At 59.9% G+C, this 15,653-nt stretch carries 17 protein-coding genes and 1 tRNA gene; 8 read left to right on the top strand and 10 right to left on the bottom strand.

Going from position 1 to position 15,653, the window contains the following annotated elements:
- Positions 1-377: 377 nt before the first annotated feature.
- Positions 378-1,259, top strand: a complete 882-nt coding sequence (locus NKH03_RS32075; RefSeq protein WP_352873573.1) for a thermonuclease family protein — start codon at positions 378-380, stop codon at positions 1,257-1,259.
- Between the two features lie 392 nt (positions 1,260-1,651).
- Here NKH03_RS32075 and NKH03_RS32070 read toward each other — a convergent pair whose 3' ends face one another.
- From NKH03_RS32070 to NKH03_RS32050, 5 genes are all read right to left on the bottom strand, one after another.
- Positions 1,652-2,086: an FKBP-type peptidyl-prolyl cis-trans isomerase gene (locus NKH03_RS32070; protein ID WP_352873571.1), complete on the bottom strand. Its 435-nt coding sequence runs from the start codon at positions 2,084-2,086 to the stop codon at positions 1,652-1,654.
- Between the two features lie 173 nt (positions 2,087-2,259).
- Entirely contained in the window at positions 2,260-2,463 is a 204-nt protein-coding gene (locus NKH03_RS32065) for a hypothetical protein (protein ID WP_352873569.1), read from the bottom strand.
- Positions 2,464-2,746: 283 nt separating this feature from the next.
- Positions 2,747-3,550: a tetratricopeptide repeat protein gene (locus NKH03_RS32060; RefSeq protein ID WP_352972897.1), complete on the bottom strand. Its 804-nt coding sequence runs from the start codon at positions 3,548-3,550 to the stop codon at positions 2,747-2,749.
- A complete protein-coding gene (locus NKH03_RS32055) occupies positions 3,526-4,482 on the bottom strand; it encodes an adenylate/guanylate cyclase domain-containing protein (RefSeq protein WP_352972895.1) in 957 nt (318 codons plus the stop codon). The genes NKH03_RS32060 and NKH03_RS32055 overlap by 25 nt, the downstream gene beginning before the upstream one ends.
- Positions 4,483-4,668: 186 nt before the next feature.
- Positions 4,669-5,211 carry a tetratricopeptide repeat protein gene (locus tag NKH03_RS32050; RefSeq protein WP_352873565.1) on the bottom strand — a complete coding sequence of 181 codons (543 nt, stop codon included), beginning with the start codon at positions 5,209-5,211 and terminating at the stop codon, positions 4,669-4,671.
- On the opposite strand from NKH03_RS32050, the gene NKH03_RS32045 reads away from it, so the two are divergent.
- Positions 5,210-5,845: a hypothetical protein gene (locus NKH03_RS32045; RefSeq protein WP_352972892.1), complete on the top strand. Its 636-nt coding sequence runs from the start codon at positions 5,210-5,212 to the stop codon at positions 5,843-5,845. The genes NKH03_RS32050 and NKH03_RS32045 overlap by 2 nt on opposite strands.
- A gap of 29 nt (positions 5,846-5,874) precedes the next feature.
- Here the strand turns inward: NKH03_RS32045 and NKH03_RS32040 are convergent.
- The 4 genes from NKH03_RS32040 to NKH03_RS32025 form a co-directional block, all read right to left on the bottom strand.
- Positions 5,875-5,982 (bottom strand) — tRNA-OTHER (locus NKH03_RS32040).
- Between the two features lie 6 nt (positions 5,983-5,988).
- Positions 5,989-6,471 carry a helix-turn-helix domain-containing protein gene (locus tag NKH03_RS32035; protein WP_023722605.1) on the bottom strand — a complete coding sequence of 161 codons (483 nt, stop codon included), beginning with the start codon at positions 6,469-6,471 and terminating at the stop codon, positions 5,989-5,991.
- A gap of 310 nt (positions 6,472-6,781) precedes the next feature.
- On the bottom strand, positions 6,782-7,660 hold the full coding sequence (locus NKH03_RS32030; protein WP_352972890.1) for a DUF3800 domain-containing protein: 879 nt from the start codon (positions 7,658-7,660) through the stop codon (positions 6,782-6,784).
- Positions 7,661-7,798: 138 nt separating this feature from the next.
- A complete protein-coding gene (locus tag NKH03_RS32025) occupies positions 7,799-9,094 on the bottom strand; it encodes a DUF2130 domain-containing protein (protein ID WP_352873557.1) in 1,296 nt (431 codons plus the stop codon).
- Positions 9,095-9,271: 177 nt separating this feature from the next.
- On the opposite strand from NKH03_RS32025, the gene NKH03_RS32020 reads away from it, so the two are divergent.
- Positions 9,272-9,541 carry a hypothetical protein gene (locus tag NKH03_RS32020; protein ID WP_352873555.1) on the top strand — a complete coding sequence of 90 codons (270 nt, stop codon included), beginning with the start codon at positions 9,272-9,274 and terminating at the stop codon, positions 9,539-9,541.
- Positions 9,542-9,702: 161 nt separating this feature from the next.
- Complete coding sequence (locus NKH03_RS32015) at positions 9,703-10,506, top strand: DUF4236 domain-containing protein (protein WP_352972888.1); 804 nt, start codon at positions 9,703-9,705, stop codon at positions 10,504-10,506.
- Here the strand turns inward: NKH03_RS32015 and NKH03_RS32010 are convergent.
- Positions 10,497-11,108 (bottom strand): SH3 domain-containing protein, encoded by a 612-nt coding sequence (locus tag NKH03_RS32010; protein ID WP_352873551.1) that lies wholly within the window; start codon positions 11,106-11,108, stop codon positions 10,497-10,499. The two genes, NKH03_RS32015 and NKH03_RS32010, sit on opposite strands and share 10 nt — an antisense overlap.
- Before the next feature lie 250 nt (positions 11,109-11,358).
- Here NKH03_RS32010 and NKH03_RS32005 point away from each other — a divergent pair, with 250 nt between their 5' ends.
- The 4 genes from NKH03_RS32005 to NKH03_RS31990 form a co-directional block, all read left to right on the top strand.
- Positions 11,359-12,027, top strand: a complete 669-nt coding sequence (locus NKH03_RS32005) for a vWA domain-containing protein (RefSeq protein ID WP_352873549.1) — start codon at positions 11,359-11,361, stop codon at positions 12,025-12,027.
- Complete coding sequence (locus NKH03_RS32000) at positions 12,027-12,824, top strand: PP2C family serine/threonine-protein phosphatase (protein ID WP_352873547.1); 798 nt, start codon at positions 12,027-12,029, stop codon at positions 12,822-12,824. The genes NKH03_RS32005 and NKH03_RS32000 overlap by 1 nt, the downstream gene beginning before the upstream one ends.
- Positions 12,821-14,746: a helix-hairpin-helix domain-containing protein gene (locus tag NKH03_RS31995; protein ID WP_352972886.1), complete on the top strand. Its 1,926-nt coding sequence runs from the start codon at positions 12,821-12,823 to the stop codon at positions 14,744-14,746. Before NKH03_RS32000 ends, NKH03_RS31995 begins: the two co-directional genes overlap by 4 nt.
- Positions 14,747-15,031: 285 nt before the next feature.
- Positions 15,032-15,653 (top strand): tyrosine-type recombinase/integrase (locus NKH03_RS31990; RefSeq protein WP_352972884.1); only part of this gene is annotated, 622 nt, incomplete at its 3' end.

Below are 15,653 nucleotides of genomic sequence, written 5' to 3'. Positions count from 1 at the left end.
AACAACCCGTTCACGAAGGTCCATCGAATAGCCAACCATCCATGCTGGCCTCCAGCTCCAGCCAGAAGGTTGAATCAAATTCCAACCGATTTGGGAATCCCTTATCGACTCACCGTAATTTCATCCCGCTCTAGGGTTTGAGCGATCCTTCGCCATAGCGTTGAAAAGCAGCATGCATGCCACCAGCGATACGACCCCGCCTATCAGGTCGTCCCCCGTCAGGCCGAAAAAATAGATCGTATCAAACGCCAACACCGCCATTGCTGTGCCCATCATGGATTGGCAAATTGCCAGGATAGAACCGTTAGAGAACTCTAATGTTCCACTCTAGACTCTCGCCCGCAACGGAAGCATTCTTCCGCCGGGGAGAGAGGGACGTGGGCAAAGTCCAGCGTCATCAAGGTGCCAATCAGGCTGACCAGTGGCGAAAGCGCGCCGGCAGGAGAATGCTGTCACGGCGATTGCAGCGACCGCTCTTGGGACTCCTCTTGCTGGGCGTTGGTGCGCTTGCCGCAGCAGTCACCCAATTCGCTATCCAGAGGACCGCCGGGCAACAGAGCACCGGCCTCATCGCTGGCATTCAGAGGACCATAACAAATTGGACAGCACCATTGCCTGGCCCGATGGAAGGCCGCGCTTCGGTGATCGACGGCGACACGGTCGAGATTGCTGGCCAGCGCATTCGCTTCAACGGCATCGACGCACCGGAGAGCCGGCAGTATTGCGACGACGCCCAGGGCTTCGAATATCCCTGTGGGCGCCGCGCCGCCCAAGCCTTGGACGAGTTCCTGGCAGCTTCGCGACCGCTGCGTTGCAGCTTTATCGATCGCGATCGGTATGGCCGGCTTGTAGGGAATTGCGATCGCGCAGACGGTCGCAGCGTTCAGCGCTGGCTTGTCGAACAGGGTCTGGCCCTCGACTGGCCGCGCTATTCGAATGGGACATTCGCCGCCGAGCAAGGCACTGCCAAGGCGGCTCACCGCGGCCTTTGGCAGGGCCGGTTCGATCAACCTTGGGATTGGCGTGCGGTCAATGCCGACAAGGTCGAGACTGTCAGCGAGCAATCAACTGGCTTCGGGCTACTCGGCTCAGGCTGCAACATCAAGGGCAACATCAGCGTGAACTCTGGTGAGCACATCTACCACCTGCCTGGTCAAGAACATTATGCCGAGACAGTCATATCGACCGGAAAGGGCGAGCGCTGGTTTTGCTCTGAGGCCGAAGCTCGGGCGGCCGGTTGGCGTCGAGCAAAGCGATAAAGCCGCGAGGGAGACGAAAGTGCCGGACTAGGTAAAGCCTTGGCTATGCATCAGCGCCGTTTTGATATTTCTCAGCATGGGCCCGTCGAACGCCAGAAGCTGTCGAGCTTCCAAAAATGATCAAACCTGACAGCCAGCGGCGTACAGGTAAATTTCTGATCCTGTACGAAGTACATGGCCACATGGAATCCTTCGCGTTCATAGTGTCGCAAAGTCGGGCCCAGCATTCGTTGAACGTAACCCCCGGGCGAAGAACTCGCCGAGGCCGCGCCGCCGAGGGCGCGGCCCATGGCTACCACCAACTCCTGATCTTGCCTGAATCGCCACCCCTGCCGGGGAATGCTCGTAAGGGACGTCGCGAAGCCGACCAAATCTGCGCCGTATTGGTGCCCCTACGCCGCCTGAACGATCTCGACCAGTTCAACGTCGAAAACCAGATCCTTTCCGGCCAAGGGATGATTGCCGTCGAGCTTGACGCTGGCGTCGTCCACTTCGACGACTGTTACCGGGATGGGGCGCCCGTCGCGGGTTTTGGCCTGCAATCGAGTGCCGATATCAACGTTGATGTTGTCTGGCACCTTGGCGCGGTCGATGGTCATGACCGCTTCGGGGCGGCGGGGGCCATAGGCGGCCTCGGCGGGAACGGTGACGGTGCTCTTCGCGCCCACCTCCATGCCCTCGACATGGGTTTCAAGACCGGGGATCAGTTGTCCTTCACCCAGCGTGAATTGCAGCGGTTCGCTGCCGGAAGAATCGAATTGAGTGCCGTCGACTAGGCGTCCATTGTAGTTGATGCGCACGGTGTCGCCATTCTTGGCCTGTGTCATAGCAGTCATCCTTTCGGAAGTTCTTGAGGGGCCGGCCAGAGCTCACGGTCCCGTTCTCGATCATCCACGCACTCGGGGTGCACGGCGCGAAGCTCTAAAACTAGGGGCTTGGCTGCCGATGTAAACCCAGAATGCCGATTTGAGCTATTCGATGCCGTGGCTGGGTACGAAATTCAAGTCGGAGAGCGTTTTCCGTCTGGTGGGAGTGCCTTCTGGAGCAGGGTCAGGTTCTCCCTTAGGACTTCAATCGAGAATTCGATCTTGGTCACCAGACCAGGATAGGCTGGGCGATCCTTCTCCTGCAGCGCGATTGTCAACTCCTGGGTTTGCTCCTCCGCCATTTCAAGCCGTCCCGCTTTGATGGTGTTGGCTTGCATGCTGACCTCCAGGTGAGTTTGGCAACTTCACTCTGGCAGAGCGCTGGTCGCCTTCCATCCCCATAGGATCTTCACGAGAGCCGTCAGTCCCCTTTCGGGATAACGGGCTAGCTAGAAGGCCGACCTTGCGCCGGGCCTATGGCTTGAACTCATAAACGGGCGTGGTTAGATCGTGCACGAGTATCTGCTTCCGTGAAAAAGCAGCCGTTATCGGTTGCGGCTGCTTGTGGCAGAGTAGCCAGAAGCCGACTCCAGCGTGGTGGTCCGTCGAGAAAGAAGTTAGTCATTCCGGAAAGCCAGCCTTACGAAGGCCTTCGACGTACATGTCTCGCAAGGCCAAGTCGCGATAGGGCTGGGATTCGACCCAATGTCTAATCTTGAAATGGGGGTTTGTTGCCAGATATAGCGTGGCCTCTTCACGCGCTTCCTCTAACCTGCCGAGCCGCGCCAGGATCGACGCCAAATTTACCCTGGATTCGGTGCGATATGTTGCATCTTTCCTCAGCGTCTTCACTGCTTCCTCATACTTACCGGCAGCGGATTGGGCACCTCCGAGTAACCAGAAATACCAGCTCGGCGGGCACGGATTCAGGCGCAATGCCTTCTCGATGCAGGCGATGGCCTCTACTCCGCGACCTTCATAGGTCTTCAGATCCCCGAAGTTTGCCCACGCATCGGCATCGTTCGGATTGAGCCGGAGCGAAATCTCGTACTCTTTGGCAGACTCATCCCACTGGCGCTCGAGGAGGAGTATGAACGCGAGCACCCAATGCGTGCCAGAATTTTCGGGATCGAGTTCAATCGCCTTTCTTGCCGACGCCATAGATTGTTGACGAAGGGGATTCATCGGATAGTTCCTAAAGACCCAGGCCTCGCACTGACTGATCGCCAACCAGCGATAGGCATCCGCGTAGTTAGGATCGAGTGCGATGGCCCGCTCGAACAAGGGGATGGCCGCAACGCCAGCCTCCGTGGAGTGTGCCCATTCAGCCCGCCCCCGTAGATAGAGATCATAGGCCCCCAAGTTCGTTGGCCGATAACGCTCCTTCAGGTTTGCCGCGGCTAATCTGCCGGCGAGCCCCTCCACAATCTTTCCGACGACTTCGTCTTGCGCCGCGAAGATATCGGCAAGGTCCCGGTCGAAGCGATCTGCCCAGATGTGCCCACCGGCGGGTGCATCGATGAGCTGGGCATTGATCCGCACGCGGTCCGCCACCCGTCGGGCGCTTCCTCCAGGACATATTTCACGCCCAGTTCGCGAGCGATCTGGCGGGTGTCTACCGAACTGCCCTTGTAGGCAAAGGATGAGTTCCGGGCGATGACGAAGAGCTCGGGCACTTTGGACAGATCGGTAATCAGGTCCTCCGTCAATCCATCAACGAAATACGCCTGCTCGGCGTCAGCACTCATATCCACAAAGGGCAGGACGACTATTGACGGCTTGGCGGGAAGAGAAAGTTCAACGGCCGAAACCGCCGCCGCGGCTCCATCCTTGCCCGCGAGCCTATAGGTTTGGATCGGTCGATCGATGTTTTTGAGAGTCTGCGGGCCCAAGGAAACGAATGAATGTGGAAGCTTGCCGTTGATCTGCTCGAAGACACTTCCCGAGATGCACAATCCCCCCGGCTCCGACAGACTCTCGAGCCGAGCCGCGACGTTGACTCCGTCGCCATAGAGATCATTGCCCTCGACCACCACGTCGCCGAGATTAATTCCAGCTCGCAATACAATGCGTCGGTCCCCAGCCACATCTGCATTCGCGATATCCATAGCCCTCTGCAATTCGACAGCGCAGTCTACGGCGTTGACTGCGCTTCCGAACTCTATTAGCGCGCCGTCGCCGATCAATTTGATGATGCGACCGTGATGTTTGGAGATCATTGGCTGAAGGATCTCTCGACGCCGAGATTTGAGCGTAGTCAAGGTACCTACCTCGTCGCGCTCCGTGAGGCGACTATAGCCAACCACGTCGATGGCCAGAATGGCAGCAAGGCGGCGTTGGACGCGCTCTTCGGACATCGCAGGGGTGCTCTCACTGCGGCAAATTGTATTTGCATCCCGAGGAGGAGTCGATTCGCCTGATTTTCCGCTCTGGGTTCATTCACGTCGGCTTTGCTCAAGTCGCTGATATTTCTGGTTAGGGGGTTATCCTGAACATGGCCGTTTGCCCTTGAAGGTGTCGGCCTGGGCGTGACCCGTCATCCTTCAATCCGCAATGCCTGCTTTCCGCAGGCCATCTAGCCAGTGCTCCACATCCTCCTGACGGCGATATGGAGAGCCGCGCTTGTAGTCACCTAGAGTGAAACCAGGCTTGCGCTCGAGGCACCTGCCCCAAGCCAATCTTGCCTCTTCGGCACGGCCGAGCTGTCCCAAACACGCAGCCAGATTGGCGAACCCGCGATCATAATTGTTGTTGTCCCAACGACGGAACGAATCCAGCGAAGCCTCATATTCACCGAGCAGATAGTAAGTGAATGCGAGCAGCTCGTGGACGTCGCGGTGTTCGAGTGGACTCAGGCGTCTCAGCCGCTCGCCGATTTCACGGGCCTCAGCGAGTTGACCACTCCAGAGACAGATATAGCCGACCCAAACGAGAACATTAGGGGTGGTCGGACCGAGGGCGAGCGCGCGTTTCCAATGGGTCTCAGCGACCTCGAAGTTCCTTTTCCATGCATGCAGAGCAGCGACGACCGCCTCCGCGATTCCGCTGGCGTCACCGAGTTCGATTGCTTTCAAGGCCGACTGCATGGCCAACACCTTCCGATCTCTGGGATTCACCCGGGCCGACAGGCTGGAGGCGCCGAGAAACTGGTTTCATTGGTCGTTGGCCGACGGCTTGCCGGCGCTGTTTGCCAGTTACATGACGGTCTTTCAGACCCCGGAGGCCAAGCGCGGCGTCGGGCGGGCGTTGGCCTATTATAAGATAGCGAACCTCTCTCGCTACGATTCGGTGGAGACGGCGGTCATCATGTCGGCAGCCGGCCTGGAAACCCTCGCAGCCTATGTTCTGGGGACACGGGGCGGGTGGAGCGTCTCGATGTTGCGCAATGTCAGTCTTGCGGAACAAATCAGAGCCTGTACCCGCCTGCTCAAAATCGAAGGGGATCCGGCCGATAAATCCGATCTGCTTCGCAAACGTTTGAAAGCTAAGAAGGGGCAGCCGGCTCGCGACGGATTCTCGTTGCTGACCGAATTCCGCAACGGCGTCACGCATTCGTCGCCCTTCAATTACGACATGGACATTTTCCACGCTTGGGACGCCTCACAATGGCTTCTTGAAATGCAGCTTCTGGCGCTGTTCAATTACCGCGGAAAATACCAGGATCGGCGTTTGGAGATGCGATCTCACGCTGGCAATCTCGCGACCTTTCCAGTCGCATAGGCAAGGGGCCAGGTGTTGGTGAACAAGGATGGGCGTGACGGCAGGACTTGAACCTGCGACCTCCTCGCCCCTAGATAGCGGTGTCACGCACCACCCAGGTCGAAAGCGAGGCGCTCTATCCTCTGAGCTACGCCACGATCTGCCTATGCATCGTTGTCGACGACTAGTTGCGGCTTCTTGCGCTTCAACCGGTCTGACCTTTCCTCGGCCGCCTTCTTGATCTCGGCGGCCTTTTCCAACGCAAACGGCCTGGCGGCCTCGATCAGGCCATCGAAATGATAGCGGTTCGTCATGCTGCCATTGGGCGTGTTGCGCCGTTCTTCCCGGCCAAGAAGTTTAAGGGCCTCGAGGGCGGCAATGCGTTTCTGAATGGTGCGGGGTGTCACCCCGATCGCCTTGGCGATCGTCTCCACCGAGGGGTGGGGCAGGTTGTCGGGCAGCCACCAGTACTGGACCAGGTGGATGATGATGTTCATATCGAGCGCATCGAGGCCGAGAGCCTGCTGCTTTTCGATGATGATGTTGGGGAAAGCGCTCCAGCCAGTGGCCATGAGCGCCTTGGTCCATTTCTTCTCGTTGGTGCGAAGCTTGTCGACGTCTGCTTTGGCGGATTCTGGCTGGGCCATATGAGGCGTGATGACGCAAGGGCATTGGGGGCGATTCTGTATTCAGGGGGAGGGTGTTTCAAGGTTCGCCCGGCCTATGCCCCCGGATTCAGGGGCCGGGGAACCGCGCTGCACCCAAAGAAGATGACTTGATAATATGAAGTGTCGATTAGACGAAGCGTGCTATATGCAAGCGATAAGATAGGGACCCCCCGACCAGAGGTTCACCCGGGGTGTTGACAAAGAGAGCGTCAATACCCATACTTTGGACGTGAGCATCGCTCCGGGGTTGGCGCCAGGCGCCAGCCGACTTTTCAAAACGAAGGCCCGGTTAGTCCGGGTCTTTGTTTTTTATCCTGTCAAAACAGCTGTATTTGATGCCGCAGGATGCCAGGTCCTCCTGCGGCAGGTGCGCGTCGATCAGACGCTTGTTGTCCATCAGGGCCTTGTAGGGCCGGTAGGACGGGTCATATCCGCCCTTGGCCATCGGATAGAGGTAGAGATCGGCGATCTGCAGCATCGGCGTGGCTTTGGTTCTGCCGCGCGGCTCTCCGCGCACGATGTCTTTGAACTCCTCGGCGCTTAACGACCCGTAGATGGCGGAGTTGGCACCGTCGAACGGCATCCCCTGCGTCTTCAGGGTCCGCGTGTAGGCTATCAGGTCGCGGTCCTCGGCTTTGCCTGCCCGCTCGAAGAACACGCGCAGCTTGCGATCCTGGCTGCGGGCGTATTTGGCGGCGCGCTCGATCAGGATGCAGTAGGCGGTCTTGCACATGAACCACAACTGGTCCTGATACCGGTCCCGGTAGCGGGCAACATAGCCCGGCCGATCAATCACCGCGGCGATGCCGATCACGGGCAGTGCAAGCAGCATCCCCTGCAAATCTCCCAGGAACTCAAAGGCAGCCTCGGGCTTCTTCAGCCAGCCGAAGTCGCCACGGCCGCCCCGGATCGCCCAGGAGTGCAGCGGGTAGGTGATCCCGTGCTTCTGGCAGAAGGCCTTATGGCGCGCGCAGAGCTCGTCGACGTCTTCCTCGTTGATGAGGATGCCGCCGAGGGCGAAATAATCCATCTCGTCCCACCGCTTCTCCTTTGGTTGTCGGTCTGGCTCGCGGCTGCCGCTATCATCGAGGTAAAGGTGGATTTCACGGTCCGTCACGGGCAGGCTTTCATTGTCCGCACAGCTCGGCGCAAAAACCGCAGGCTGCATAGCAATCTGATGACCGGCCGGGCGAGGGGGTTCAGCGCGGCGGCTTCTTGACATTGCGTTCCGCGTTTGACGGATCATCCGTAACAAGGAGCAGCTTGCCCTCGTTCTCAAATCCGATATCCAGTTTAGTTCGCCTTCTCAATCGGGGAGGGACGCGGATGCTTCTATGGCCAAGACCTCCAAGCCCGCGATCTCCTGCATCACCTTGCCGGCGATGCCCTGCAGATCGCCGTACATTCCGACGGTCGACTCGATGACACCCTGGATCTGAGCCTCCCGTTTGGCCCACAGGCGGATTGTGGCTTTCCTTTCCCTGGCAAGGTCGTCCTGCATATCGGAGAATTTCTCGACGATCGCCTCGACCCGGTGGCGAAACCTGGGGCCAGTCAGATAGCCGTAGACCTGCTCCATCTTGGTGGCCTGGCCGTCCTGGGCGAGGCGGGAGTTGGCGAGCTCGATGAGGGACTGCCGGAGCATGATCGCGATCGGAATCGCGCATTTGGGATGGGCGATGTAGACGCCATCCACCAGATCGAACGTTTCGACTCCCGCAGGCAGCGCCTCGGAGATCATCAACGCGATGTCTGCCTTGGCGGCGCGCTGGTCTGTCCGCAGCTTGCCCAGCCAGCCCTGGCTCCAGTTCTTGGTGCGTTTTGATTCCCACAGGATCGCGCCGCACGGCTGGCCGGCCGGTCCCACCACGCGTTGCAGCACGTCACCACCAAACTCACCCTTGGCGACCGGTTCGATGATGTCCATCGGGAACCGGCTGGCGATCAGCGACTCCAGCTCGAGCTCAAGGACCTCGCCCTGAAGCTGCTGAGATCCTTGCTCGGCGCGGCGCTTCAGCTCCTCGATCTGGCGCTGCATGCCGGCAATCTGTTCCTCTTTCTCGGCCACCTTCATCTTGAGGCCGTCTTCGGCTTCGGTCCTGGCCTTGACGCGGACGGCGTCCAACCCTTCCTGGATCCTCTTTTCGATGGTCAGCGCCATTTCGCGCCTTTCATCGTCGAGCGCCCGCTGCTGCTTCATAAATTCGGCCTGCTGCAACTGCGCCGCAGCGAGCTTTTCGTCCCGCGCCCTCAGCGTCGTCTCCATCTCGCCCAGCCTCCTGTCCTTGTCCTCAAGGTCGGTCGAGACGAGAAGTTTTGCCTTGCGGGCCTCTTCGGCGGCGATGGCGGCACGTTCGAGCTTGAGTTTTTCGGCGACCTGGCTGTCGATGTCATCCCGGGCGGCGTCGATAGCCGCCTGCTTGCGTTGAACCTCCTCCTCCCTGGCCGTCATGGCGGCGTTGCTCTGCGCCAGTCGCCGTTCATATTCCTCGCGCGTGGCCGCAATCAGCGGCGCCGCGAGCGACTCATTGAGCTTGATGTCGGTCTTGCAGCTCGGGCAGCTGATTGTCGGCTCATTGAGAGTCCTGGGCTGGACAGTCATCAGGCAGATCCTCGCAAGGGAACGTGGTGCAAAAGAACGCCTCAAAGTATACAGGATTGCAGGGCGGCCGAATAGAACAAAGAGTGAACTTGCCAGTTATCCCCCGGAGAGGGTACCTGCTTGGTCACCTCTTCGACCGAACCGTGGCGGGGAGGGGAGCAAAAGTGCTGACCGCGGATGAAGGGCTATGAGTTTCTGGATCAATTGCTGTCCGAGGAGCGCACCGCTCTGAACAGCAACCTCGATCGGTTTCTCGTGTTGAACCCGTCGCTGGCCGATCTTCAGATCAACGTTGTATTCGAGAAAGAGCCAAAGGGTGATGAAATCATCCGTGTGGGCCGCAAGGTATTGCCAGACATTGAGCGTTTCCAGGAGACCCTCAAATCATATCTTGCGCAACAGGAGATAGCGCTTCCGGTGCTGCAGATCGATGTCGGGACACCTTAAGATCAAGGCTCGGCCAAAGTGGAGGCCGTTGCGGCGAAGCCGGTAAGCGCGAACGGAACTTTCAAATCGATAGACTACTTGGCCTCGAGTTCTATGAAACGGAAGTTGCTTCGCAAGTGCCCCAACGCTAGTGTTCGCTTCAAAATACGCGCGGGGGCGCAGTGGGGTTTAGATACAGAAAGTCATTGAGGCTTATTCCCGGCGTTCGCCTGAACGTCACCGGGAAGGGGCTCAGCAGTGCCTCCTTTGGCAAGCCCGGCTCCACATTGAACATGGGCCGTGGCGGCATTCAGAGCACTGTTGGTCTTCCCGGTTCGGGCATGTCCTATTCTTCCAAGCGCAGCGGCAAATCCGCTCTTTTTCTGGGTTTATTGATCGCAGCACTCGTGGCCCTGATCTACCACGCCGCCAGAGGGAGCCGTGCGGCGCAAGTCTCCTTGGTTGTTATCGGCGTCGTCGGTGTGGGGGCGGCCTTGATGGCCCAGAATTCCGACACAAAATCCAGCGCTATGCCAAACCCGACATTGGCACCCCGAACCGATCGCCAGGAACCAGGGCAGACCAAACCGCTGCCGCCGGCAAGCCGCGACATCACCCCTTCGAATCCGCCGCCGTATGTGGAAGCACCCAAAGGGCCGGTTCAGCAGGACGCACCTGTTGGCGATAGCTGGCCCACCTCCGCTGGTGATCAGAAAACGCCAAGCACGTTATCGGGAGCCGATCCGGGTTCCTCGGTAGCGGTCGAGCCGCCGCCAGGCGAGCACTTCCCAACGGCAGTCGTGACCAGGACGGCGAATATCCGTTCGGATCCTTCAATGGCCGGGGCCGTGGTGAGTCAGGTGCCGGCGGGCACCACTCTGACAGTCGTCGAAATCAACGGTCGCTGGGCGCGGATCAGCAAGGACGATGTCACTTTGGGGTGGATCAACCGGTCGCTACTCGCGGCGCAGCCTTCCTACCAGTAGCACACCGGGCTCCTGCCACCGGGCCTGCTGTAGGCGCTCCGGCCCCCGCATAAACGCCCATTGCGCATCAGGTCGTATGGGCAATCGCATCTGCCTACCACGGCGTCTCTGACAGGCTCGCCCGAGGCATGCTCGGAAACGCTGCCGTCATCTGATGCAGCCGCTGGAGCGACCGGTGTGGTCGAAGTCAGCTCGACCGGCTTCGCCTCGCTGAGGTAGTCGCCATGGATCCATCCGATCTGTGCGGAGACCGTCACATTGTACCAGTCTCCCTGTTGACCGTTTGTCTGGACCAGGTCGCCCAGTGGAAGCGTGGTGATGATACGCGCCTCGGTGTCCGGCGCGACCCTGACACGAACGTTTTTGGTGGTGTACAGCCAGCGAACCAACGTGGCGGGGCTAGGCTTCTGGGCAGCCACCGCGTCGGGCTTTGCATAGGCAATCGAGCTGTTGCTCGGTTGTACCCGAAGCGCCGCGGTGGTGGTTGCCGCGGGGACCGCGGGCGGGGCGGGGGGTGGCGACCGGGCGTCGATGCTCGACATGGCCCACCCGATTGCGCAGAAAACCGCGATGCCCCAGCCGATCCGTTGTTGGCTGACCATTTCACCCTCCCTGCACAATACAAAACAGAGCAGTCCGCGAAAGTCGAATCGACTTTTGCGTGACTAAATCTCAAGTCAATTGACAGCAGAAACCGAGCATCTGTAGATAGGGAGGGTTTGAAAATTGGGGCGGGCAAGCGCATCGACGCGCTTTGCAATTCCGGTTTCAATAATTTTTGGACGCTACCTGCCGAGTGCCGGGAGACCCGGGCTTGCGGGAAGCGATATTTCGGCGAAAAAGGCGAGTAAAATGTCCAACCAATTTGATCAGATACCGTTTGGGGCGGCAGAGTTCGCGGATAACCCCGAACCTCGGTGCCCGTGCCTCCTTCTGCTCGACACCTCCTATTCCATGAGCGGAGCGCCGATCGACGCGCTGAACCAAGGCCTTGTCGCTTTCAAGGACGAGCTCGCGGCCGACAGCCTTGCGATGAAACGTGTCGAGGTCGCCATCGTCACCTTCGGACCGGTCAACATCGTCGCGCCGTTTCAGACCGCTGACCTGTTTACGCCTAGTACGCTAGCGACCAGCGGCGACACCCCAATGGGTGCGGCGATCGAGCAGGGCCTCGAGATGTTGCGACGTCGCAAAGATGAGTACCGCGCGAACGGCATCTCCTATTACCGGCCCTGGGTGTTTCTGATGACGGACGGCGCGCCCACGGACAGCATCGTCGCTGCCGAAAACGCGGTCAAATCCGGCGAGGCGGCAAAGGCGTTTTCGTTCTTCGCCGTTGGCGTCGACGGTGCCAACATGGACATCCTCGCCAAGCTCTCCACACGCCAGCCGCTGAAGCTAAGTGGCCTCAAATTCCGCGAGCTGTTCTCATGGCTGTCCGCATCGCTGTCGGGCGTCTCTCAGTCGCAGGTCGGACAGACCGTGGCCCTCCAGTCCCCCGCAGGCTGGGCTGAGGTGTGATGTCTTGGCGCATAGCGTCGGCTAGCGCCATCGGCACTTCGCATGTCACGGCCGGCAAGCCCTGTCAGGATAATTCGGTCCATGCCCTGATCGAGGGCAGGGAAGGTCCAATCCTCGCGGCCGCTGTCTGCGACGGCGCTGGCAGTGCGGCGCACTCGGAGGTTGGGTCTTGGCTAGCCGGGCAGAACCTGCTGGAGCTCATTTTCGTGCACTTCGCGGAGAACGGTGCGCTCGATCAGATCGACCGGCCAAAAGCGTTGGGCTGGGTGACCGAAATTGCCGAGCGCATCGCCGCTCATGCGCGCGCACTCGGGCACGAGGTGCGCGATTATGCATGCACGCTGCTTGTTGCCATCCTCGGCCCCACAAGCACGGTGTTCTTTCAGGTCGGTGACGGCGCAATGGTCGTTTCGCACGGCAGTGAAGACGGATGGTCCTACGTGTTCTGGCCGCAGCACGGCGAGTTTGCCAACACGACCAACTTCGCCACGTCATCAAATGTCGCGGATGTCCTCGAATTCGAGTTCGCGCCGCGGCGCATTGACGAAGTCGCGCTCTTCTCCGACGGTATCGAGAACCTCGTCCTGCACCAGGCTTCGCGCAGCGTCCATCAGCCCTTCTTCGATACGATGTTCCCGGCCGTGAGACGATCGGCGGTGGCGGGCGAGGACTCTACGCTGTCGGATGGGCTGAAGCTCTATCTGCTTTCGCCGCAGATCTGCGAGAGGACCGATGATGACAAGTCGCTGATCCTGGCCACGAGATCGCCAGCTGAACCGATGGTGGCCGCAAAATGAATGCCAAGGTCCGCGAGGTGTTCACCCTGCGAGGGGAAGCCCTCAAACTTGGCGAGATCGTCGGCCAGGGCGGCGAGGGCGCCGTCTACGACTTGGCTGCACACAAGAACCATGTCGCCAAGATCTACCACCGGCCCCTCGAGCAGCAGAGGATCGACAAGATCCGTGCGATGGGCAAGATCAAGACCGGTTCACTCGAAAAGCTGACGGCCTGGCCGACGGGGCTGGTCTGCTCCAAGGATAGCAAGCCCATCGGGCTGATCATGCCGAAGATCAGCGGTCGCAAGAGCATCCATCAGCTCTACAGCCCCAAAAGCCGCAGAACCGACTTTCAGCGGGTTGATTGGCGATTTCTGACCCGTGTGGCGGCAAACACCGCGAGAGCATTTGCGGCCGTTCATGACAACGCCTGCGTCATCGGCGATGTGAACCACGGCGGTGTGCTGGTTGCGCAGGACGCTACCGTGCGCCTGATCGACTGCGACAGCTTCCAGGTCTCCTATCTGGGCCAGCAATATCTTTGCGAGGTGGGCATCGAGACCTTCACACCGCCGGAGCTGCAGGGCAGATCGTTTTCGGGCATCGTGAGGACGCCCAATCACGACAATTTCGGCTTGGCCGTGATGGCCTTCCTGTTGCTGTTTATGGGAAAACACCCCTTTGCCGGCCGCTACGCGGGAAGCGGCGATATGCCGATTTCGAAGGCGATCGAGGAGTACCGCTTTCCCTACGGGGCGAACGCCGCCGCGGTTGGAATGGCGAGGCCTCCGAGTTCCCCCGAACTCGCCATCGTCGGTCCACGACTTGCAAAAATGTTTGAGGATGCCTTCTCGCACAGGGGAACGTCGGCTGGCAGGCCCGTGGCCCGGGACTGGGTGGCTGCCTTGGCCGAACTTGAAGCGAACCTCAAGCAGTGCTCCGCCAATTCCAGCCATTGGTCACTTGGCTCATCGCCGTGCCCTTGGTGCAAAATGGAAGGCGCCACTGGCGTCCCGCTGTTCTCAACCGTTGTTCCCGCCGGCGGGGCGACGCTTTTCGATATCGCCGGATTCCAGCGGCAGGTGGACGCCATCCCGCATCCCGGGCCGGTGCCGACCGTCCCCGAAACGAATGTGACACCAGATCCCAACGCCTTGAAGCTCAAGGGGCACGCGCGCCGCACCAACTTCCGGGCCGGAATAGCGGCTGCAGTGGTCGGCGTCGCTGGCTTGATAATGGCGCAGATCTGGGTGCTGGGCATCGCCTTGGGGGTCTTTCTGGGGTTGAGAGGTTTCTTGAACAGGGACAGTGAGGCTGCGGAATACCGGCGCGTCGCCGCCGAGGCCGCCACCCAGTGGAAAAACGCGCAAACCACGTGGATGCAGAGGGCCGGGCCGGACGCTTTCGACAGGCAAAAAACGGTGCTCGCCGGGCTCAGGCGCGAATGGGACATCTTGCCTTCCAAACGGGTAGCCAGGATCTCGGAGCTCGAGCGCAACCGCCGTCAGGCGCAACTGCACCGGTTCCTGGACAACTTTGAAATCTCCTCGGCAAAGATCGAGAGCATAGGACCGGGCAAGAAACAGGTCCTGGAGTCGTATGGCATCGAAACAGCGCTCGATGTCGAGAGAAACAAGCTTTACAGCGTGCCCGGATTCGGACCCAAAACCGCGCAGAAGTTGTTGAATTGGCGAAAGTCCGTCGAAGCCCGCTTCGTCTTCGACCCCTCCCGAGCGATCGATCCACGCGATATCGCGCAGATCGACCAAGACATTCTCGGCGACCGCAAGCGCCTGCAGGGCGCCTTGGTTCTCGGTCTTGAGCAACTCAAGCAGTCAAGAGCCCAGATTCTTGCCGCCCGTGAACACAGTCGCCCGGAAATGGAGCGATTGCGGTTGGTATTGGATCAGTTGTCGGCAAACGTTGCCGCGATTTCAGGTTGAGACGGCTAACGATGGATCGCCAATCAGGCTCGGTGAGTTGCGGCATACCTTCATCACCCTGGTTGCGCGTCAGTGTGAAATACCGATTTCACCTTGTTGGAGGCCTCGACGATTTTTGCCGGCCGGAGCGCTGACTTGAAGAGAGGTGAACGGCGGCTTTGGGCCTCATGCACGAACCCGCTTCGCGGGAAGGCGCGGTTGGCAATGCAGTATGGTAATCTTCGGCTTTGAGTGCCTAACTGCCTGACCAGACCATGGAGTTCCCTTCAACGAGAGGAACTCGCCATGGCTACCCTGCCGACCAATGCACCGATATCACCGCTTCGTCAGCGCATGCAGCAAGACATGCTGATGCGAGGTCTGGGACCGCATACACAGCAGGATTACGTGCGTCACGTCCGGCGCTTCACCGCATTCCTTGGGCGCGCTCCCGACACTGCGACGCCCCAGGATATCCGGCGCTTCCAGTTGAACCAGCATGAGAACGGTGTCGGCCCCGCGACGATCAACGGCGCGGTCTCGGCGTTGCGCTTCCTGTTCATGGTGACACTGATGCGGCGGGATCTGGCGCGTGCGCTGGTGATCATGCGCTATCCGCGCAAGCTGCCCGATGTGCTGAGCGTGGAGGAAGCGGCGCGGCTCCTCGAAGCAGCACCTGGCATCAAGTACAAGGCCGCGCTCGGCGTCGCCTATGGCGCGGGCCTGCGTGTGTCCGAGGTCGCGCACCTGAAGGTCGATGATATCGACAGTACGCGCATGCTGATCCGCGTCGAACAGGGCAAGGGACGCAGGGACCGCAACGCCATGCTCTCGCCGCAACTTCTGGAACTGCTGCGGTTGTGGTGGCGCGAAGGCAAGCGGCGCGGGGTCATGCTGCCGCATGGCTGGCTGTTCCCGGGGCGCAGTT

The organism is Mesorhizobium sp. M1406 (assembly GCF_040317555.1).
Lineage (GTDB): Bacteria > Pseudomonadota > Alphaproteobacteria > Rhizobiales > Rhizobiaceae > Mesorhizobium.
This window is presented reverse-complemented; position numbering and strand designations above follow the sequence as displayed.